This window comes from Pseudomonas sp. P4_B3, from assembly GCF_056402295.1.
The window spans coordinates 201,012-220,259 of record NZ_JBFUHR010000001.1 but is presented as its reverse complement, the minus strand read 5'-3'; the positions used below and the strand labels follow the sequence as shown (position 1 = coordinate 220,259).

Below are 19,248 nucleotides of genomic sequence, written 5' to 3'. Positions count from 1 at the left end.
GACACGTACAGTCTGATAACGTGCGTCTATCGATTGCAGCCGGTATGCTTGGCCCGCAACTTCATGGACGCTTGCTATGACTCTTACAGAATTACGCTACATCGTTACCCTCGCCCAAGAGCAGCACTTCGGCCACGCGGCCGAGCGTTGCCACGTCAGCCAGCCGACCCTTTCGGTGGGCGTGAAAAAGCTTGAAGACGAACTCGGTGTGCTGATTTTCGAGCGCAGCAAAAGCGCCGTGCGCCTGACCCCGGTCGGCGAAGGCATCGTCGCCCAGGCGCAGAAAGTGCTGGAACAAGCCCAGGGCATCCGCGAACTGGCCCAGGCCGGCAAGAACCAACTGACCGCCCCTCTGAAAGTCGGCGCGATCTACACCGTCGGGCCGTACCTGTTTCCGCATCTGATTCCGCAACTGCACCGGGTCGCCCCGCAGATGCCGTTGTACATCGAAGAAAACTTCACCCACGTGCTGCGCGACAAACTGCGCAACGGCGAGCTCGACGCGATCATCATCGCCCTGCCGTTCAATGAAGCCGACGTGCTGACCCTGCAACTCTACGACGAGCCGTTCTACGTGCTCATGCCAGCACAGCACCCGTGGACGCAAAAAGATTCCATCGACGCCAGCCTGCTCAACGACAAGAGCCTGCTGCTGCTCGGCGAAGGTCACTGCTTCCGCGATCAGGTACTGGAAGCCTGCCCGACCCTGACCAAAGGCAACGACGGCGCCAAGCACACCACGGTGGAATCCAGCTCCCTGGAAACCATTCGCCACATGGTCGCATCCGGCCTGGGTATTTCGATCCTGCCGTTATCGGCAGTCGACAGCCATCACTACGCCCCCGGCGTGATCGAAGTGCGCCCGCTCTCGGCACCCGTACCCTTCCGCACCGTGGCCATTGCCTGGCGCGCCAGCTTCCCGCGTCCGAAGGCGATTGAAATCCTCGCCGACTCCATTCGCCTGTGCTCGGTGGCCAAGCCAGCGGCACAAGTCGCTGCGGGCTAAGCACCGGTCATGAGCGAGTTGTCGCAAGTGTCGGTGACGGCACTCAAGGGTGTCGGCGAAGCCATGGCCGAGAAACTGGCCAAGGTCGGCCTGGAAAACCTCCAGGACGTGCTGTTCCACCTGCCCCTGCGCTATCAGGACCGCACCCGTGTCGTCCCGATTGGCGCATTGCGACCCGGACAGGACGCGGTCATCGAAGGCACCGTCAGCGGCGCCGACGTGGTCATGGGCCGTCGGCGCAGCCTGGTGGTTCGACTGCAGGACGGCACCGGGGGCTTAAGCCTGCGTTTCTACCATTTCAGCAACGCGCAAAAAGAAGGCCTCAAACGCGGCACGCGGATTCGCTGTTACGGCGAAGCGCGGCCCGGTGCTTCGGGGCTGGAGATCTACCACCCGGAATACCGCGCCATCACTGGTGACGAACCGCCGCCGGTGGATGAAACCTTGACCCCGGTCTACCCGCTCACCGAAGGCCTGACCCAACAGCGCTTGCGCCAGTTGTGCATGCAGACCCTTACCCTGCTCGGCCCCAGCAGCCTGCCCGACTGGCTGCCGAACGAACTGGCCCGCGACTACCAATTGGCGCCGTTGGCCGATGCGATCCGCTACCTGCACAACCCGCCCGCCGATGCCGATGTCGATGAGCTGGCCCTCGGTCACCACTGGGCGCAGCACCGTCTGGCCTTCGAAGAACTGCTGACCCATCAATTGTCGCAACAGCGTCTGCGCGAAAGCATGCGCTCCCTGCGTGCACCAGCGATGCCCAAAGCCACCCAACTGCCGGCCAAATACCTGGCCAACCTCGGCTTCAACCCGACCGGCGCCCAGCAACGGGTCGGCAACGAAATCGCTTATGACCTCAGCCAGCACGAACCGATGCTGCGGCTGATCCAGGGCGACGTTGGTGCCGGCAAAACCGTAGTTGCTGCCCTCGCTGCACTGCAAGCGTTGGAGGCCGGTTATCAGGTCGCCCTGATGGCGCCCACCGAGATTCTCGCCGAGCAGCACTTCATCACGTTCAAGCGCTGGCTCGAACCACTGGGCATCGAAGTCGCGTGGCTGGCCGGCAAGCTCAAAGGCAAGAACCGCGTGGCTGCGCTGGAGCAAATCGCCAGCGGCACACCGATGGTGGTTGGTACTCACGCGCTGTTCCAGGACGAAGTGCAATTCAAGAACCTCGCGTTGGTGATCATCGACGAGCAGCACCGCTTCGGCGTGCAGCAGCGTCTGGCCTTGCGGCAGAAAGGCGTCGGCGGGCGCATGTGCCCGCATCAATTGATCATGACCGCCACGCCGATTCCGCGCACGTTGGCGATGAGCGCCTACGCAGATCTCGACACCTCGATCCTCGACGAACTGCCACCGGGCCGAACCCCGGTCAACACCGTGCTGATCACCGACACCCGGCGGGTCGAAGTCATCGAGAGGGTGCGTAGCGCCTGCGCCGAGGGGCGTCAGGCCTATTGGGTTTGCACACTGATCGAAGAGTCGGAAGAGTTGACCTGCCAGGCCGCCGAAACCACCTATGAGGACCTCACCGCAGCCCTCGGCGAATTGAAGGTCGGGCTGATCCACGGCCGCATGAAGCCTGCAGAAAAAGCCGCGGTGATGGCCGAGTTCAAGGCCGGCAACCTGCAACTGCTGGTCGCGACCACGGTGATCGAAGTGGGCGTGGACGTACCCAACGCCAGCCTGATGATCATCGAGAACCCCGAGCGCCTGGGTCTGGCGCAACTGCACCAGTTGCGCGGCCGCGTCGGCCGGGGCAGCGCCGTCAGCCATTGCGTGCTGCTCTACCATCCGCCGCTGTCGCAAATCGGCCGTCAGCGCCTGGGCATCATGCGCGAAACCAACGATGGTTTCGTCATCGCCGAAAAGGATCTGGAACTGCGTGGCCCCGGCGAAATGCTCGGCACCCGGCAAACAGGTTTGCTGCAATTCAAGGTCGCCGACCTGATGCGCGATGCCGATTTGTTGCCCGCCGTACGGGATGCCGCCCAGGCATTGCTCGAACGCTGGCCGACCCACGTCAGCCCGCTACTCGACCGCTGGCTGCGTCACGGGCAGCAATACGGCCAAGTGTAAGCACCGTCGCAGTTTCCGGGCCATGGGTTTGAGCAAGCTGGTTATACTCCTGCAATTGTTTTGAAACGGATACTGTCCATGACCGAAGTTGCCCTCGCACCCGCCACCCCGCACGCTCCGTCGGTTATTCGGCTGATGCTGGGCAAGTTGGCCATTGCCTACGAAGAAGTGCTGGAACATCACGGCCTCAATGCCGCGCGCAAAGTGCAGGCCGTTCTGCTGGATGACAGCGTCGGCGCGTTGATGGTGTTGTTCCCGCAGAGCCAGTTGCTCGACCTCAATCGCCTGACCGAACTCACCGGTCGCCGCCTCACTGCCGTACCCGTCGAACGCCTGGAAAAAATGCTCGGCAAGCACAACCTGAGTCTGTTGCCCGGCCTGCCGGCGCTCACCAGTTCGCCATGCCTGTACGAAGAAAGCCTGCTGCGCGAACCAAAGCTGCTGGTCAATTCCGGTGAGCCGGGCGTGCTGCTGGAAATCTCCAGCGAAGACTTCAAGACCATGCTGACCAAGGCCAGCGCCGCCAACTTCGGCGAAAACCTGACCAGCATCCGTCCCAACCTCGACCGCCCCGATGACGACCGCGAGGAAATCACCCAGGCCGTCCAGGCGTTCACTGCTCGGCGTATCCAGCAGCGCCTGGAAGCGACCATCGAGATTCCACCGCTGGCCGAAACCGCGCAAAAAATCATCAAGCTGCGCGTCGACCCCAATGCCACCATCGACGACATCACCGGCGTGGTCGAAACCGACCCGGCGCTGGCTGCACAAGTCGTGAGCTGGGCCGCGTCACCGTACTACGCCTCACCGGGCAAGATCCGTTCAGTGGAAGACGCCATCGTGCGCGTACTGGGCTTCGACCTGGTGATCAATCTGGCGCTGGGCCTGGCCCTGGGTAAAACCCTGAGCCTGCCCAAGGACCACCCGCAACACTCCACGCCGTACTGGCAGCAATCGATCTACACCGCCGCCGTCATCGAAGGCCTGACCCGCGCCATGCCGCGCGCCCAGCGCCCGGAAGCCGGCCTGACCTACCTGGCCGGCCTGCTGCACAACTTCGGCTACCTGCTGCTGGCCCACGTGTTCCCGCCGCACTTCTCGCTGATCTGCCGCCACCTGGAGGTTAACCCGCACCTGTGCCACAGCTTTGTGGAACAACACCTGCTGGGCATCAGCCGTGAACAGATCGGTTCGTGGCTGATGCGCTACTGGGACATGCCCGAAGAACTGGCCACCGCCCTGCGCTTCCAGCACGATCCACACTACGACGGCGACTTCGCTGAGTACCCGAACCTGGTCTGCCTGTCGGTGCGCCTGCTGCGCAGCCGAGGCATCGGCTCAGGCCCCGACGAAGACATCCCCGACGCCCTGCTCGAACGCCTTGGCCTGAGCCGCGAAAAAGCCAACGACGTGGTCAGCAAAGTCCTCGAGGCCGAAATGCTGCTGCGCGAACTGGCTTCGCAGTTCACCCAAGGCTGAAAAGCATCGCGAGCAGGCTCGCTCCCACAGGATTTAGGTGAGCCCTGTGGGAGCGAGCCTGCTCGCGATGAATATCACTCGGTCTACCTGAAAGACCTCAAGCCTTGGGCTTGGCCTTCTTCGGCTTCAAATACTTGGTCAGCCCCTGGAACCAGATCACCAGCGCCGGGTTGCCCTTGATCTGAATCGACTTGTCCTGAATCCCCGTCATGAACGCCAGTTGCTTGTTCTTCGCCTGCATCGTGGCAAAGCCGTACGCGGCGTCTTTAAAGGCAATCGCAAACGCAGGCTCGGCATGCACACCCGATTGGCTGGTGATGCGCTGGTCCTTCACGCGGAAATGCCGCGCCACTTTCCCGTCCAGGGTCTGCAGCTGAAACACCAGGTCCTTGTCACCCAGCTGCTGCTGAAACGCCGGACTGGTCCGGCTGGCCTTACCCATCAACAAACCCAGCATCCACAGCAGAAAACGAAATTTCATGTGCACAGCCTCAAGAGAAAAATGAACGGCCGGAGCAGTTTAACGGCTTCAGCTGATAACACCAGTATCCAGCTGCATTAGGAGAAGATCATCACCATTACCTGCACGATGACTACCAAGTCACAATTATCAACACATCACTCCGGCCACTCCACACGCCACTTCTGTACCTGAAGAAACACATTCTGTAGGAGCTGCCGAAGGCTGCGATCTTTTGATCCCCCCACCCTACAAACCTATCGGAAACCTCCTTCAAAATGCTGCGCTATACATGAACTAGGCGAATTTTGAATTCATCGATAACCTCTGATCGTCACCACCAAAAACGGCGACCGGATGTGCAAGTCCGAAATCGGGAGCAAACTTCTTAACCAAGGATTTACACCAATGACTCCGATACCCGACGCATCCGAAAACGAAGCCACATCCCCCTACGAATCCCTCGATTCCAAAAAACTCCACGAAGCCGCCGAACGCGCCCAGGATCACTATCTCGCCCCACCAAAACAAACACCAACGAAACGCAGCGGCCAACTCTTCAGTGTCTGCCCGGACATCAATACCGAAGCACTCCTGGCCAACACCTCGGAAGATCTGCTGTCCATCAGCGCCATCGCCGCTGACCTGGCCGATGATGTAGACGGCTCGCGCCGCTCAGTAACCCTGGCGATCAGTCGCATGGCTGAAGGGACGCATTTGCTGGTAGAGCGGGCGCTGGATCATCTGGATGAGCCGCAAATGGCGGCGATTCTCGCCAAGCAACAAAGCGGGCTCGGCTGATTCGCCACCCACAAAAAATGGGCACCCAACCCTGGTTGGCGTGCCCATTTTTTATTCCACTCCCCCGCTACGCGAGAGGTGAAAACGGCTTACGGATTAACGCTGTCTTTCAACGATTTGCCTGGCTTGAACGCAACGGTGTTGCTGGCCTTGATTTTGACGGGTTCGCCGGTTTGCGGGTTTTTGCCGGTACGGGCACCGCGATGGCGTTGCAGGAAGGTACCGAAGCCCACCAGCGTCACGCTGTCTTTGCGGTGCAGAGCACCGGTGATTTCTTCAAGAACGGCGTTGAGAACGCGGTTGGCTTGTTCTTTGGTGAGGTCTGCTTTTTCAGCAATGGCTGCAGCGAGGTCTGGTTTACGCATGTGAGTGAAGCCCCTTTGACGGTTTGTTGTTGTTATGTCCGTGCTGCTCTCTGCGGAGCAGCGCCAAAAGCGCCGCAGGTGCTCTACTCTGCGGCAGACGGGAGTGAGGATGGCACGCAGTGAGGCCCCGCGCCAGTATCGGCGCGGCCATTGTTAGGGCAAAAGGGGGGTGATTCCGACAGAACGACCGGTATTTACGCCAACAGAGCCGGAAGCTCTTTGTTCAGGGCCAGTTTTTCCATCACGGCGGCACCGGTGAGGGCGTAACCGAGCAGCTTGCCCGCGGCATCGCGGCATAACACCTTGATGTCGGCGCCCTGCCCTTCGACTGTCCAGATGCCCTCTGCGCCCCGTGGCGGCGGGGATACCACCAACGGGCAGACCGGGGTTTTGACGGTGATCGGCATCGGGCCATAGGTGACGGCGGTCGGATTGCCGGCGAGGGTTTGCGCCAACGCTCGCGCACAGCTCATCAGGGGCATCACGTATAGCAGGTTCAACCCGTCGACCTCGGCGCAGTCGCCCAGGGCGTAGATGTTGGCGTGGGAGGTCTTCAGGTGCCGGTCGACCATGACGCCGCGGCTGACCTGCAGACCGGCCGCAGCCGCGAGGTCGACCCGTGGGCGCAGGCCGATGGCCGAGACCACCACGTCGCACGGGATCACCTGGCCATCGGACAGGTGCGCTTCCAGGCCATCCGCCACGCGTTGCAGGCGGTTGAGCACCGGCCCGAGGTGGAAGCGCGCGCCGAGGCTTTCGAGGCCTGCCTGCACCGCAGCGGCGGCCGCCGGGTGCAACAGGGTCGGCATGACTTGCTCGCACGGCGCAACCAGTTGCACTTCGTAGCCGCCCAGGGTCAGGTCGTTGGCGAACTCGCAGCCGATCAGGCCGGCACCGAGCAGCAGCACGCGGCGCTTGCCGGCTGCCGCCGCACGGAAGCGTGCGTAGTCTTCCAGGTCGTTGATAGGGAAGACGCAATCCGCCGCGTCGCCTTCGATGGGCACGCGCACGGTTTCGGCGCCCCAGGCCAGGATCAAGTCGCGGTAGATCACCGCTTCTTCACCGATCCACAGGCGTTTGTGGCCCGGGTCGATGCCGCTGATGCGCGTGTGGGTGCGTATTTCGGCCTTGAGCTGCTCGGCCATGGCGCCGGGTTCGGCCATGCTCAGGCCATCGGCATCCTTGTTTTTGCCGAAGCCGGTGGAGAGCATCGGCTTGGAGTAGGAGCGTCCGTCATCGGCGGTAATCAGCAGCAGCGGGGTTTCGCTATCGAGTTTGCGAAACTCGCGGGCCACGTTGTAGCCAGCCAGGCCGGTGCCAATGATGACGACAGGTGCGTTCATTCCTTACTCCTCAATTATTCAGGCAGCGATTTCGATCATTTCAAAATCCATTTTGCCCACACCGCAGTCCGGGCACAGCCAGTCTGCCGGCACGTCTTCCCAACGAGTGCCCGGCGCAATGCCGTCATCCGGCCAACCGTCGGCTTCGTTGTAGATCAGGCCGCAGACGATACATTGCCACTTTTTCATTCAGATACTTCCTCAGGGTTCAGGCGTTTTGCCGGCCGGACGGTCGATGGTTGTAGCACTGCCGTCCAACTCAGCGCGTTTTGTACTGATCGGGGCCGCTGGATGCAAGCCTGTTCGGCGCAACGGCAGGCCATTTCAATCGATATCGGCGGCTGACATGTTAAGCTCGCCGCCTCATTTGCTGCCAATAATGACTCATTGTGCATCACACAGAATCCCCCTCTCCAGCTCCTCTCTGGCTCTCGCGCAGCGAACTGGCGCCCCTCCCCGATGCCTCCACCCTCGACTGGCTGTTCGACGAAGGCTCGCTGACCAGACGTCTGATTCATCTGTCGAATGATGCCTTCAGCGTCTCGCCGATGTTCGAAGGCTGGCAACCCCTGCGTGCCGACGAATGCGCAGCGCTGGATCTGGCCGAAGGCAGTGAGGGTTGGGTGCGTGAGGTGTATTTGCGCGGTCACGGCCAGGCGTGGGTGTTTGCCCGCAGCGTGGCGTCACGCAGTGCATTGCAAGGCGACGGCTTGCACATGGACGAACTGGGTAGCCGCTCGCTGGGCGAATTGCTGTTTTGCGATCAGGCGTTCCAGCGCCGGGCCATCGAGGTTTGCCATTATCCGCAAGCGTGGCTGCCCGCCGAGGTGCAATCGCCTGAGCTGTGGAGCCGCCGTTCGCGTTTTGACCGTGGCGCGCTGAGCGTGCTGGTGGCCGAAATTTTCCTGCCTTCCCTCTGGGACGTCGCCTGCGCCCAATCGGAGAATCGTTGATGTACCAAAGCCTGCTCAAGTCCTTGAACCGCTTGAACCCTCGGGCCTGGGATTTCATTCAGCTGACGCGCATGGACAAGCCGATCGGCATTTACCTGCTGCTGTGGCCGACGCTGTGGGCGCTGTGGATTGCCGGCAAGGGTTCGCCGTCCCTGGCCAACATTTTGATTTTCGTCCTCGGCGTGGTGCTGACCCGCGCCGGCGGCTGCGTGATCAACGACTGGGCGGACCGCAAGGTCGATGGCCATGTGAAGCGTACCGAACAGCGGCCGCTGGTGAGCGGCAAGATCAGCTCCAAAGAGGCGCTGGTGTTCTTCGCATTGCTGATGGGCGTGAGTTTCCTGCTGGTGCTGTGCACCAATGCCGCAACAGTCTGGCTGTCATTGGGTGGTTTGGCGCTGGCGTTCAGTTATCCCTTCATGAAGCGCTACACCTATTACCCGCAAGTGGTGCTGGGCGCCGCGTTTTCGTGGGGGATGCCGATGGCATTCACCGCAGAAACCGGTGAACTGCCGGCTGTCGCGTGGCTGCTGTGGATCGCCAACCTGATGTGGACCGTGGGTTACGACACGTATTACGCGATGACTGACCGCGATGACGACCTGAAGATCGGGGTGAAATCCACGGCAATTCTGTTTGGCGATGCAGACCGGGTGATCATCCTGACGTTGCAAGGGTTGGCGCTGGGTTGCTTGTTGCTGGCCGGGTCGAAGTTCGAGCTCGGTGGCTGGTTCCATCTCGGCTTGCTGGCAGCGACGGGCTGTTTTGCATGGGAATTCTGGTACACCCGCGACAGGGACCGGATGCGCTGTTTCAAGGCGTTTTTGCACAATCACTGGGCGGGTTTGGCGATTTTCGTCGGGATTGTGCTGGATTACGCGCTGCGTTGAAGCATCAAAAAGATCGCCGCCTTCAGCAGCTCCTGCAGAGCAACGAAGGCAGCGATCTGGTGTGGCAGGCTACAACCGTTACATATGCTCGTGAACGACGTGCCAGACGTCTTTCTTCTTGTCGCCCTTCATTTCTCCGGCTTTCTTGTCGTCCTTGTAGTAGTACAGCGGCTTGCCGCCATAGGCCCATTGCATCATGCCATCGTCACGCTTGACGACTGACCATTTACCTTCAGCCTTGGCACCTGCCGGCGCCATCATTGGCGGCCAGTACTCAGCGCACTCGCCGTTGCACATCGACTTGCCTCCCGCGTCCTTGTCGTACGTGTAGACCGTCATGCCTTTGTGATCGACCATCATGCCGTCTTTCATCATCGCCGGTTCAGCGGCAAAGGCTAGTGTCGGCAGCGTTAACGCAGCAGTGACCAGCAAAGCCTTCCAGGATTGAGCAATGTAGTTCATGGAAACCTTCCTTTTGTGGTTGTCAGGATTCGGACTTAGAGCTTAGCTCAGGATCCAGCCACTCGCCGGTCGACTAAAATACTGTCACACGACTGCAATAATTCCGTTATCTAATGCGGCGCAAGACAGTTAAATGACAAGAGGATTAAGGGCATGGTTGGCAGGAGCATTCTGATCGTCGACGACGAAGCGCCTATTCGCGAAATGATCGCCGTGGCATTGGAAATGGCCGGCTATGACTGCCTGGAGGCTGAAAACTCCCAGCAGGCCCACGCCATTATCGTCGACCGCAAACCGGACCTGATCCTGCTCGACTGGATGCTGCCCGGCACGTCCGGTATCGAACTGGCCCGTCGCCTCAAGCGCGATGAACTGACCGGGGACATCCCGATCATCATGCTCACTGCCAAGGGTGAAGAGGACAACAAGATCCAGGGCCTGGAAGTCGGCGCCGATGACTACATCACCAAGCCGTTTTCCCCCCGTGAGCTGGTCGCGCGCCTGAAGGCCGTGCTGCGCCGTGCTGGCCCAACCGATGGCGAGGCGCCAATCGAAGTCGGCGGCCTGCTGCTGGACCCGATCAGCCACCGCGTGACCATCGACGGCCGTCCTGCCGAGATGGGCCCGACCGAATACCGCCTGCTGCAATTCTTCATGACTCACCAGGAGCGCGCCTACACGCGTGGCCAGTTGCTGGATCAGGTCTGGGGCGGCAACGTCTACGTCGAGGAGCGTACGGTTGACGTGCACATTCGACGCCTGCGCAAAGCCTTGGGCGATGCTTACGAAAATCTGGTACAAACCGTGCGCGGCACTGGCTACCGGTTCTCGACCAAGGCCTGATGATCGCAGCGGTTCCACTTTCAAGGACGTATTTTTTTCGTGAACCAAAACTGGCATGGCACCCTGATTCGCCACATGCTGCTGCTGGTCACCGCCTGCCTGGTGATCGGCCTGGTCACCGGCTATTACGGCTGGAGCCTCGCCGCAGGCCTGGGTCTTTACCTGGCCTGGACCCTCAAGCAATTGCTGCGTCTGCACGAGTGGCTGCGCCTGCACAAACCCGATGAAGCGCCACCTGACGGCTACGGCCTGTGGGGCGAGGTGTTCGACAGCATCTACCACCTGCAACGCCGCGACCAACGGGTACGCGGACGCCTGCAAGCGGTGATCGACCGGGTTCAGGAATCCACCGCCGCGCTGAAAGATGCAGTGATCATGCTCGACACCGACGGCAACCTGGAATGGTGGAACCGCGCCGCCGAAACCCTGCTGGGCCTCAAGACCCCGCAGGATAGCGGCCAGCCGGTGACCAACCTGGTGCGCCATCCGCGCTTCAAGGAATACTTCGAGCAAGACAGCTACGCCGAGCCGCTGGAAATTCCTTCGCCGACCAACGACCGCGTGCGCATTCAGCTGTACATCACCCGTTACGGTAACAATGAGCACTTGATGCTGGTGCGCGATGTGACGCGTATCCATCAGCTGGAGCAAATGCGCAAAGACTTCATCGCCAACGTTTCCCATGAACTGCGCACACCGTTGACGGTGATCTGCGGCTACCTGGAAACCTTGCTCGATAACGTCGACGAAGTGAACCCGCGCTGGAGCCGTGCCTTGCAGCAGATGCAGCAACAAGGCGGACGCATGCAGACCTTGCTCAACGACCTGTTGTTGCTGGCCAAGCTGGAAGCCACCGATTATCCGTCGGACAACCAGCCGGTGCCGATCGACGGCTTGCTGCAATCGATCAAGAGCGATGCGCAGCAGTTGTCCGGCCAGAAAAACCAGAAAATCATCCTGGAAGCCGACCCGACGATTCTGCTCAAGGGCAGCGAGGCTGAGTTGCGCAGTGCGTTTTCCAACCTGGTGTTCAACGCGGTGAAATACACCCCGGCCGAAGGCAATATCCGAATTCGCTGGTGGGGCGATGACCAGGGAGCGCACCTGAGTGTGCAGGACTCCGGGATCGGCATCGATGCCAAACACCTGCCGCGCCTGACCGAACGCTTCTATCGCGTCGACTCCAGCCGCAACTCCAACACCGGCGGCACGGGCCTGGGGCTGGCAATCGTCAAACACGTTTTGTTACGTCATCGGGCACGGATGGAAATCAGCAGTGTACCGGGCCACGGCAGCACCTTTACTTGCCACTTTGCCCCGGCTCAGGTCACCAAATCACGGGTTATCAGCACCGCCGATTGATACCGGCCAGCACGCGCCACTAGGCAACCGCCAAGTCAGCCGCTACATTGGCTGACTTGCGCCTGCCTTTCAGGCGCGACTTTTACTTCCCTTTCGAATACACGGAACCCGCAAAACTCCATCATGGACCCTTCCCCTGGCTTGACCCTCGCTACAATTTTCGCCGACTTCGGCATGATTCTTTTTGCTCTGATCCTGGTTTTGCTCAACGGATTTTTCGTTGCGGCGGAATTTGCCATGGTCAAATTGCGCTCGACCCGAGTCGAGGCCATCGCTGACAAAAACGGCTGGCGCGGGCACATCCTGCGCACCGTGCACAGTCAGCTCGATGCTTATCTGTCGGCCTGCCAATTGGGTATCACCCTCGCCTCCCTGGGCCTGGGCTGGGTCGGTGAGCCGGCGTTCGCGCACCTTCTGGCACCTGTATTGAGTGCCGTGGGCGTAGATTCCGCTGAAGTGGTCAAGGCGGTTTCGTTCTTCACGGCGTTCTTCATCATTTCGTACCTGCACATCGTGGTCGGTGAGCTGGCGCCGAAATCCTGGGCGATCCGCAAACCCGAGTTGCTGTCGCTGTGGACGGCGGTGCCGCTGTACTTGTTCTACTGGGCCATGTACCCGGCCATCTACCTGCTCAACGCCAGCGCCAACCAGATCCTGCGCATCGCCGGGCAAGGTGAACCCGGCCCGCACCACGAGCACCATTACAGCCGTGAAGAACTGAAACTGATCCTGCACTCCAGCCGTGGCCAGGACCCGAGCGACCAAGGCATGCGTGTATTGGCCTCGGCGGTGGAGATGGGCGAACTGGAAGTGGTCGACTGGGCCAACTCCCGGGAAGACCTGGTCACCCTGGAGTTCAATGCACCGCTCAAGGAAATCCTGGCGTTGTTCCGTCGCCACAAATTCAGCCGCTACCCGGTGTACGACAGCGAGCGCCAGGAGTTCGTCGGCCTGCTGCACATCAAGGATCTGCTGCTGGAACTGGCGGCGCTGGACCACATTCCCGAGTCGTTCAACCTGGCCGAACTGACCCGCCCGCTGGAGCGTGTATCGCGGCACATGCCGCTTTCGCAGCTGCTGGAGCAGTTCCGCAAGGGCGGCTCGCACTTCGCTGTGGTCGAAGAGGCCGACGGCAACATCATCGGCTACCTGACCATGGAAGACGTGCTGGAAGTGCTGGTGGGCGACATCCAGGACGAACACCGCAAGGCCGAACGCGGGATCCTCGCGTATCAGCCGGGCAAACTGCTGGTGCGGGGCGATACGCCGCTGTTCAAGGTTGAACGACTGCTGGGCATCGACCTCGACCACGTCGAAGCCGAAACCCTTGCCGGACTGGTCTATGAGAGCCTCAAGCGCGTTCCGGAAGAGGAAGAAGTGCTGGAAGTCGAAGGCCTGCGGATCATCATCAAGAAGATGAAAGGGCCGAAGATCGTTCTGGCCAAGGTGTTGATGCTGGATTGATGCGATTCGTTAAACCGCATTGATCCCAAAAGATCGCAGCCTTCGGCAGCTCCTACAGGGTGTACACATGACCCTGTAGGAGCTGCCGAAGGCTGCGATCTTTTGTTTCAAGGCTTCACTGCTTGCCCAACGCAAAGTTGGGCAACGCACCCACCGGCTGGTTGAACTGGTATGGAATCGATACCAGCCCCAGCCCGGTATTGCGCTGCACCACGAAGTGCAAATGCGGCCCGGTGCTGTTGCCGGTGTTGCCCGACAGCGCCAAGGCGCTGCCCACCTGTACCCGCTGACCTTCCCGAACGCAGACCGAGCCTTTCTTCAGGTGCAGGTAAACGCCCATGGTCCCGTCATCGTGCAACACCCGCACGAAATTGCCGGATGCATCGGTGCCGCGCCCGCTCTGGCGATTTTCGGTTTTCACCACCACGCCGCCCCGCGCGGCGATGATCGGCGTACCCTCCGGCATCGCGATGTCTATGGCGTAACGACTCTTGGGGCCGAAGTGGCTATAGGGGCCATTGGCGCCCTGACTGATCCGGAACGGCCCGCCACGCCAGGGCAACGGGTACCGATAGCCCACCGTGGGCCCTGAGGGGTCGCCCAGGGAGTATTTGAACTTCGGGACGTACGCGAGGGGCCTCCCACCTTTAGTTTCCGTGAGCTGCGCCAGGCGAACGCTGCTGCGCAGCGGTATCACGCGCCGAATCGTCCGCCCCGGCGCACCGCTGGCATTCTTCACCCCGGCAAAACTCAATTCGACCTCTACCGGCGCATACAGGTCATTACGCACGTACACGCTGTGCACGCCATTTTTCTTCATGATGATGAGGCGCACCTGACGCTCAAGGTGCTCGACCATGCCATCGCGAAAAACGAACACGTGGGCGCCTTTGCTGGGGCGGTCGCTGTAGGAAACCACGCCATAAGCGTCTTTGGACTTGTAGATGGTCATGGCCATGGCCGAGGTGGCGACCATGAACAGGCCACATAAAAACAGCAGGCGCGTGAACATGAGCAAGGATTCTGTCGAGTGAGGCCTGGGATTGAGCCTAGCAGCTGCAATGGACCCGAGTTGTCGACAGTTGTTTCAAAGAGACAAGATCACGCGCCGGGAATGAAGTGCTTCTGCGCCGTACCCCGCGCAATCAGGCGCGAGATGTAATCGAGCTTCTGCGCATCCTGATCGACAAAGCGGAAGGTCAGTTGCAGCCAGTCGCTGTCGGGCTTCGGTTCGTGGGCCACGACGGCGTGCAGATAGCCGTTGAGGCGGGCGATTTCGGCATTGTCGCCCTGCTCCAGGTCCAGCACGGCGCTGTCGAGGATCTGCGGCAGGGTCTCGGTACGCTTGACCACCAACAGGGCTTCCTTGAGGCTCAAGGCCTTGATCACGCATTGCGCGATGCCATTCGGCAAGCGCAACTGGCCCTGACTACGGCCGCTGGTGGGTGCCGAAGAGGCCGCAGGTGCCTTGACCGGCGGGCTGTTGAGCAAGCCTTTGGACGGTGCGGGTGCGGGTGCGGCCGTTGGCGTGGCGACGGGCGCCTTGCCACCGGTCAAGGCGGCGAGGGAGTCGTTACCGAATGCCGGACTCGTTTTGGTCGCGGCTACGTTGATCAAGGCGTCGAGCTTGCCGACCTTGTGCAACGCCTGCTTGACCTTGGTGAGCAGTTGCTCGTTGGTGAACGGCTTGCTGACGTAGCCGGATACCCCGGCCTGGATCGCCTGGACGACGTTCTCCTTGTCGCCACGGCTGGTCACCATCACGAAGGGCATGGCTTTGAGATTGTCTTGCTCGCGGCACCAGGTCAGCAGTTCCAGGCCGGACATTTCCGGCATTTCCCAGTCGCACAGGACCAGGTCGAAGGCTTCCTTGGCCAGCATGGCCTGGGCCTTTCTGCCGTTGATCGCATCTTCGATCCGCATGCCCGGGAAATAATTGCGCAGGCACTTCTTCACCAGGTCACGAATGAACGACGCATCGTCCACGACCAACACACTGACCTTACTCATCCAAAACCCCTTTAAAAAATCCCGGCCAGCATACCGCCTTGCTGATGGCACATTGCCAAAAAACCTTCAGTCACGCCGGACTTTTCGTTCGCGGGGTGCTGCTTTTCGAATTCGTACGCCGCAAACAAAAACGCCCGGCCAAAAGGCCGGGCGCTTTACTTGGGCAACCTTACTTATCGTCAGTTTTGCCCGGAACATTAGCGCTTTCGCCACTGGTTCCTTCAACTTCTTCCTTCATGCGCTTGAGCCCCAGGTGCCGCACGTCGGTGCCGCGTACCAGGTAGATCACCAGCTCCGAGATATTGCGCGCGTGGTCGCCGATACGCTCCAGCGAACGCAGCACCCAGATAATGCTCAGAACCCGCGAAATGGAACGCGGATCTTCCATCATGTAGGTGGCCAGCTCACGCAGGGCAGTCTTGTATTCGCGGTCGATGATCTTGTCGTACTGCGCCACCGACAAGGCCAGCTCGGCGTCGAAACGGGCAAAGGCGTCCAGTGCATCGCGGACCATGTTGCGTACCTGGTCACCGATGTGGCGCACTTCCACATAACCACGCGGCGCTTCGCCTTCTTCGCACAGCTGGATGGCGCGACGGGCGATCTTGGTCGCTTCGTCACCGATGCGCTCCAGATCGATCACCGACTTGGAAATGCTGATGATCAGGCGCAGGTCGGAAGCCGCCGGCTGACGACGAGCCAGAATGCGCAGGCATTCCTCGTCGATGTTGCGCTCCATCTGGTTGATCTGGTCGTCGATCTCGCGCACCTGCTGGGCCAGGCCGGAGTCGGCCTCGATCAGCGCGGTTACCGCGTCGTTGACCTGTTTCTCGACCAGCCCGCCCATGGCCAGGAGGTGGCTGCGCACTTCCTCCAGTTCGGCGTTGAACTGCTGGGAGATGTGGTGTGTAAGGCCTTCCTTAGAAATCATGTTGTCTGCTCCGCAAAAGCTGTGAGCTGCAAGCTACAAGCTGCAAGCTGATGTGTGTCGTACCCGAACCGCTCTTACTTGCCGCTTGAAGCGTGCGGCTTGTGGCTACTGCTAGCCGTAGCGACCGGTGATGTAGTCTTCGGTCTGCTTCTTCGCCGGATTGGTGAACAGCGTATCGGTGTCGCCAAACTCGACCAGCTTGCCCATGTACATGAACGCTGTGTAGTCGGACACCCGCGCCGCCTGTTGCATGTTGTGGGTCACGATCACGATGGTGAACTTGGATTTCAGTTCGTAGATCAGCTCTTCGACTTTCAGCGTGGAGATCGGGTCGAGTGCCGAGCACGGTTCGTCGAGCAGCAGCACTTCCGGCTCCACGGCGATGGTGCGGGCGATCACCAGACGTTGCTGCTGACCACCGGACAGGCCCAGTGCCGATTCGTGCAGACGGTCCTTGACCTCGTCCCACAGTGCCGCGCCTTTCAACGCCCACTCAACGGCTTCGTCGAGGACGCGCTTCTTGTTGATGCCCTGGATGCGCAGGCCGTAAACCACGTTTTCGTAGATGGTTTTCGGGAACGGGTTGGGCTTCTGGAACACCATGCCGACGCGACGACGCAGCTCGGCCACGTCTTCGCCCTTGCGGTAGATGTTGCTGCCGTACAGGTTGATCGCGCCATCGACACGGCAGCCGTCAACCAGGTCGTTCATGCGGTTGAAGGTACGCAGCAGCGTGGACTTGCCACAGCCGGACGGGCCGATGAAGGCGGTCACGCGCTGTTTCGGGATGTTCATGCTGACGTCGTACAGCGCTTGTTTGTCGCCGTAGAACAGGCTCAGGCCCGGCACTTCGATGGCTACGGTTTCCTGCTCGAGGTTCAGGCTCTGCTTGTCGCGACCCAGCGCCGACATGTTGATGCCGTGGGTATGTGCTTCGTGCTGCATGGGAGGCTCCCTGTGCTAACAAATTCGGTTCGGTTGCCACTGGCCAAGGCCTGCGGTTACACAATTCTTTCTGTAGGAGCAGCCGGTCGACGCTCGACTGCTCGCGATGGTCGTTCAGACACAGAAAATGTGTCGGATGTACCTTCTTCGCGAGCAGGCTCGCTCCTACAGGGTTATCAGCTGTCCAGCGCCTTGTACTTCTCGCGCAGGTGGTTACGGATGTACACCGCCGACAGGTTCAACGTGGCGATCACCAGCACCAGCAGCAGCGCCGTGGCGTACACCAGCGGTCGTGCGGCTTCGACGTTCGGGCTCTGGAAGCCGACGTCATAGATGTGGAAGCCCAAGTGCATGATCTTCTGGTCCAGGTGCAGGTACGGGTAGTTACCGTCCACCGGCAGCGACGGCGCCAGTTTCACCACACCTACCAGCATCAGCGGCGCCACTTCACCCGCGGCGCGGGCCACGGCGAGGATCATGCCGGTCATCATCGCCGGGCTGGCCATCGGCAGCACGATCTTCCACAAGGTTTCCGCCTTGGTCGCGCCGAGGGCCAACGAGCCTTCACGCACGGTGCGAGGAATCCGCGCCAGGCCTTCTTCGGTGGCCACGATCACCACCGGCACCGCCAGCAGCGCCAGGGTCAACGAGGCCCAGAGCAGACCCGGTGTGCCGAAGGTTGGTGCCGGCAAGGCTTCCGGGAAGAACAGACGGTCGAGCGAGCCACCCAGCACATAGACGAAGAAGCCTAGGCCGAACACGCCGTAAACGATGGCCGGAACACCTGCCAGGTTGTTCACCGCGATGCGGATCACCCGGGTCAGCGCGTTCTGCTTGGCGTATTCACGCAGGTACACCGCCGCCAGCACGCCGAACGGGGTCACGATCATCGCCATGATCAGGGTCATCATCACGGTGCCGAAGATCGCCGGGAAGATCCCGCCTTCGGTGTTCGCTTCACGCGGGTCGTCGCTCAGGAACTCCCAGACCTTGCTGAAGTAGAAACCGATCTTGGTGGTGGTGCTCATGGCGTTCGGCTGGTAGGCATGAACCACTTTGCCGATGCCGATTTCGATTTCCTTACCGTTCGCATCGCGGGCGGTCAGGCTGTCACGGTTGAACTGCGCATGCAGATCGCTCAGGCGCGCTTCAACATCCTGATAGCGAGCGTTGAGTTCGGCGCGCTCGGATTCCATGTCCGCTTGTGCGGTGGCGTCGAGTTTGCCTTCCAGCTCAAGCTTGCGACCGTGCAAGCGGATACGCTCGAGGCCGGCGTTGATCGCGCCGATGTCGGTTTTTTCCAGGCTCTTGAGCTGCGCGGCCAGCTTGTTGACACGGTCGACACGGGCCTGCAACTCAGGCCATGCGGCTTCGCCTTCAGCGATGACTTTGCCATCCTGTTTGACGTTGACCAGGTAACCGTAGAAGTTGCCCCACTCACGACGCTCGATCGCCATCAGCTCCGGCGGCGTGGTCTGGTTGGTCAGCCACTCGCCGACGATCCAGGTGAAGTCGTTGCCGTTCAGGTCACGGTTGCCGACCTTGATCAGCTCGCGGGTCATGAACTCAGGGCCTTCGTCAGGCACCGGCAGGCCGGCGCTCTTCAGACGGGCACGGGGTACTTCTTCCTTCTGTACCACTTCGCCGATGACCAGGTGTTGGCCCTGGCCCGGTACGTCGTAGCTGGCGTGGATCAGATCCGCCGGCCAGAAGTGACCCAGGCCGCGCACGGCAATCACTGCCAGCAGGCCAATGGTCATGATGACCGCGATGGACACCGCGCCACCGCTGATCCAGACGCCGGGGGCGCCGCTCTTGAACCATCCATTCAGGGAGTTCTGTTTCACAG

19 protein-coding genes are annotated in these 19,248 nt (G+C 60.8%); 9 read left to right on the top strand and 10 right to left on the bottom strand.

The window, feature by feature from the left end; all coding sequences use genetic code 11:
* The first annotated feature begins 76 nt into the window (after window positions 1-76).
* The 3 genes from AC1DWG_RS01055 to AC1DWG_RS01045 all read left to right on the top strand — a co-directional run bounded on the left by AC1DWG_RS01055 (window position 77) and on the right by AC1DWG_RS01045 (window position 4,570).
* Window positions 77-1,006, top strand: coding sequence for a LysR substrate-binding domain-containing protein (locus AC1DWG_RS01055; RefSeq protein ID WP_477763048.1), 930 nt, complete (start codon window positions 77-79; stop codon window positions 1,004-1,006).
* A 9-nt stretch (window positions 1,007-1,015) separates the two neighbouring features.
* The gene (gene recG, locus AC1DWG_RS01050; RefSeq protein ID WP_223460471.1) at window positions 1,016-3,091 is read left to right on the top strand and encodes an ATP-dependent DNA helicase RecG; all 2,076 of its coding nucleotides are present in this window, start codon (window positions 1,016-1,018) and stop codon (window positions 3,089-3,091) included.
* 78 nt (window positions 3,092-3,169) lie between these two features.
* Window positions 3,170-4,570, top strand: a complete 1,401-nt coding sequence (locus AC1DWG_RS01045; RefSeq protein WP_477787143.1) for an aminoacyl-tRNA deacylase and HDOD domain-containing protein — start codon at window positions 3,170-3,172, stop codon at window positions 4,568-4,570.
* 97 nt (window positions 4,571-4,667) lie between these two features.
* On the opposite strand, the gene AC1DWG_RS01040 is transcribed toward AC1DWG_RS01045, so the two are convergent.
* The gene (locus tag AC1DWG_RS01040) at window positions 4,668-5,051 is read right to left on the bottom strand and encodes a helicase (RefSeq protein WP_477763049.1); all 384 of its coding nucleotides are present in this window, start codon (window positions 5,049-5,051) and stop codon (window positions 4,668-4,670) included.
* Window positions 5,052-5,438: 387 nt separating this feature from the next.
* Between AC1DWG_RS01040 and AC1DWG_RS01035 the strand changes: the two genes are divergently transcribed.
* A complete protein-coding gene (locus AC1DWG_RS01035) occupies window positions 5,439-5,831 on the top strand; it encodes a DUF6124 family protein (protein WP_477763050.1) in 393 nt (130 codons plus the stop codon).
* A gap of 89 nt (window positions 5,832-5,920) precedes the next feature.
* Here the strand turns inward: AC1DWG_RS01035 and AC1DWG_RS01030 are convergent, their stop codons facing one another.
* The 3 genes from AC1DWG_RS01030 to AC1DWG_RS01020 all read right to left on the bottom strand — a co-directional run bounded on the left by AC1DWG_RS01030 (window position 5,921) and on the right by AC1DWG_RS01020 (window position 7,728).
* Window positions 5,921-6,196, bottom strand: coding sequence for an HU family DNA-binding protein (locus AC1DWG_RS01030; protein ID WP_003195589.1), 276 nt, complete (start codon window positions 6,194-6,196; stop codon window positions 5,921-5,923).
* A gap of 194 nt (window positions 6,197-6,390) precedes the next feature.
* Window positions 6,391-7,539, bottom strand: coding sequence for an NAD(P)/FAD-dependent oxidoreductase (locus tag AC1DWG_RS01025; RefSeq protein ID WP_218431562.1), 1,149 nt, complete (start codon window positions 7,537-7,539; stop codon window positions 6,391-6,393).
* 18 nt (window positions 7,540-7,557) lie between these two features.
* Window positions 7,558-7,728 (bottom strand): rubredoxin, encoded by a 171-nt coding sequence (locus AC1DWG_RS01020; protein ID WP_007995385.1) that lies wholly within the window; start codon window positions 7,726-7,728, stop codon window positions 7,558-7,560.
* A gap of 200 nt (window positions 7,729-7,928) precedes the next feature.
* Here AC1DWG_RS01020 and AC1DWG_RS01015 point away from each other — a divergent pair, with 200 nt between their 5' ends.
* The gene (locus tag AC1DWG_RS01015; RefSeq protein WP_477763051.1) at window positions 7,929-8,492 is read left to right on the top strand and encodes a chorismate--pyruvate lyase family protein; all 564 of its coding nucleotides are present in this window, start codon (window positions 7,929-7,931) and stop codon (window positions 8,490-8,492) included.
* Window positions 8,492-9,382 (top strand): 4-hydroxybenzoate octaprenyltransferase, encoded by an 891-nt coding sequence (ubiA, locus tag AC1DWG_RS01010; RefSeq protein WP_477787142.1) that lies wholly within the window; start codon window positions 8,492-8,494, stop codon window positions 9,380-9,382. Before AC1DWG_RS01015 ends, ubiA begins: the two co-directional genes overlap by 1 nt.
* Window positions 9,383-9,460: 78 nt before the next feature.
* Here ubiA and AC1DWG_RS01005 read toward each other — a convergent pair whose 3' ends face one another.
* Window positions 9,461-9,844, bottom strand: coding sequence for a COG4315 family predicted lipoprotein (locus AC1DWG_RS01005; RefSeq protein ID WP_477763053.1), 384 nt, complete (start codon window positions 9,842-9,844; stop codon window positions 9,461-9,463).
* A gap of 153 nt (window positions 9,845-9,997) precedes the next feature.
* Here AC1DWG_RS01005 and phoB point away from each other — a divergent pair, with 153 nt between their 5' ends.
* The 3 genes from phoB to AC1DWG_RS00990 all read left to right on the top strand — a co-directional run bounded on the left by phoB (window position 9,998) and on the right by AC1DWG_RS00990 (window position 13,513).
* On the top strand, window positions 9,998-10,687 hold the full coding sequence (gene phoB, locus AC1DWG_RS01000) for a phosphate regulon transcriptional regulator PhoB (protein ID WP_003229608.1): 690 nt from the start codon (window positions 9,998-10,000) through the stop codon (window positions 10,685-10,687).
* A gap of 75 nt (window positions 10,688-10,762) precedes the next feature.
* The gene (phoR, locus tag AC1DWG_RS00995; protein ID WP_477763146.1) at window positions 10,763-12,049 is read left to right on the top strand and encodes a phosphate regulon sensor histidine kinase PhoR; all 1,287 of its coding nucleotides are present in this window, start codon (window positions 10,763-10,765) and stop codon (window positions 12,047-12,049) included.
* A 123-nt stretch (window positions 12,050-12,172) separates the two neighbouring features.
* The gene (locus AC1DWG_RS00990; RefSeq protein ID WP_477787141.1) at window positions 12,173-13,513 is read left to right on the top strand and encodes a hemolysin family protein; all 1,341 of its coding nucleotides are present in this window, start codon (window positions 12,173-12,175) and stop codon (window positions 13,511-13,513) included.
* Between the two features lie 115 nt (window positions 13,514-13,628).
* Here the strand turns inward: AC1DWG_RS00990 and AC1DWG_RS00985 are convergent, their stop codons facing one another.
* The 5 genes from AC1DWG_RS00985 to pstA form a co-directional block, all read right to left on the bottom strand.
* Window positions 13,629-14,525 carry a peptidoglycan DD-metalloendopeptidase family protein gene (locus AC1DWG_RS00985; protein WP_477752250.1) on the bottom strand — a complete coding sequence of 299 codons (897 nt, stop codon included), beginning with the start codon at window positions 14,523-14,525 and terminating at the stop codon, window positions 13,629-13,631.
* 89 nt (window positions 14,526-14,614) lie between these two features.
* Complete coding sequence (locus AC1DWG_RS00980) at window positions 14,615-15,523, bottom strand: response regulator (protein ID WP_477787140.1); 909 nt, start codon at window positions 15,521-15,523, stop codon at window positions 14,615-14,617.
* 169 nt (window positions 15,524-15,692) lie between these two features.
* Window positions 15,693-16,454, bottom strand: coding sequence for a phosphate signaling complex protein PhoU (gene phoU, locus AC1DWG_RS00975; RefSeq protein WP_046038908.1), 762 nt, complete (start codon window positions 16,452-16,454; stop codon window positions 15,693-15,695).
* A 111-nt stretch (window positions 16,455-16,565) separates the two neighbouring features.
* Window positions 16,566-17,399, bottom strand: coding sequence for a phosphate ABC transporter ATP-binding protein PstB (gene pstB / locus AC1DWG_RS00970; protein ID WP_477752248.1), 834 nt, complete (start codon window positions 17,397-17,399; stop codon window positions 16,566-16,568).
* A 176-nt stretch (window positions 17,400-17,575) separates the two neighbouring features.
* Window positions 17,576-19,246, bottom strand: a complete 1,671-nt coding sequence (gene pstA, locus AC1DWG_RS00965; RefSeq protein WP_477763056.1) for a phosphate ABC transporter permease PstA — start codon at window positions 19,244-19,246, stop codon at window positions 17,576-17,578.
* Between the last annotated feature and the right edge of the window lie 2 nt (window positions 19,247-19,248).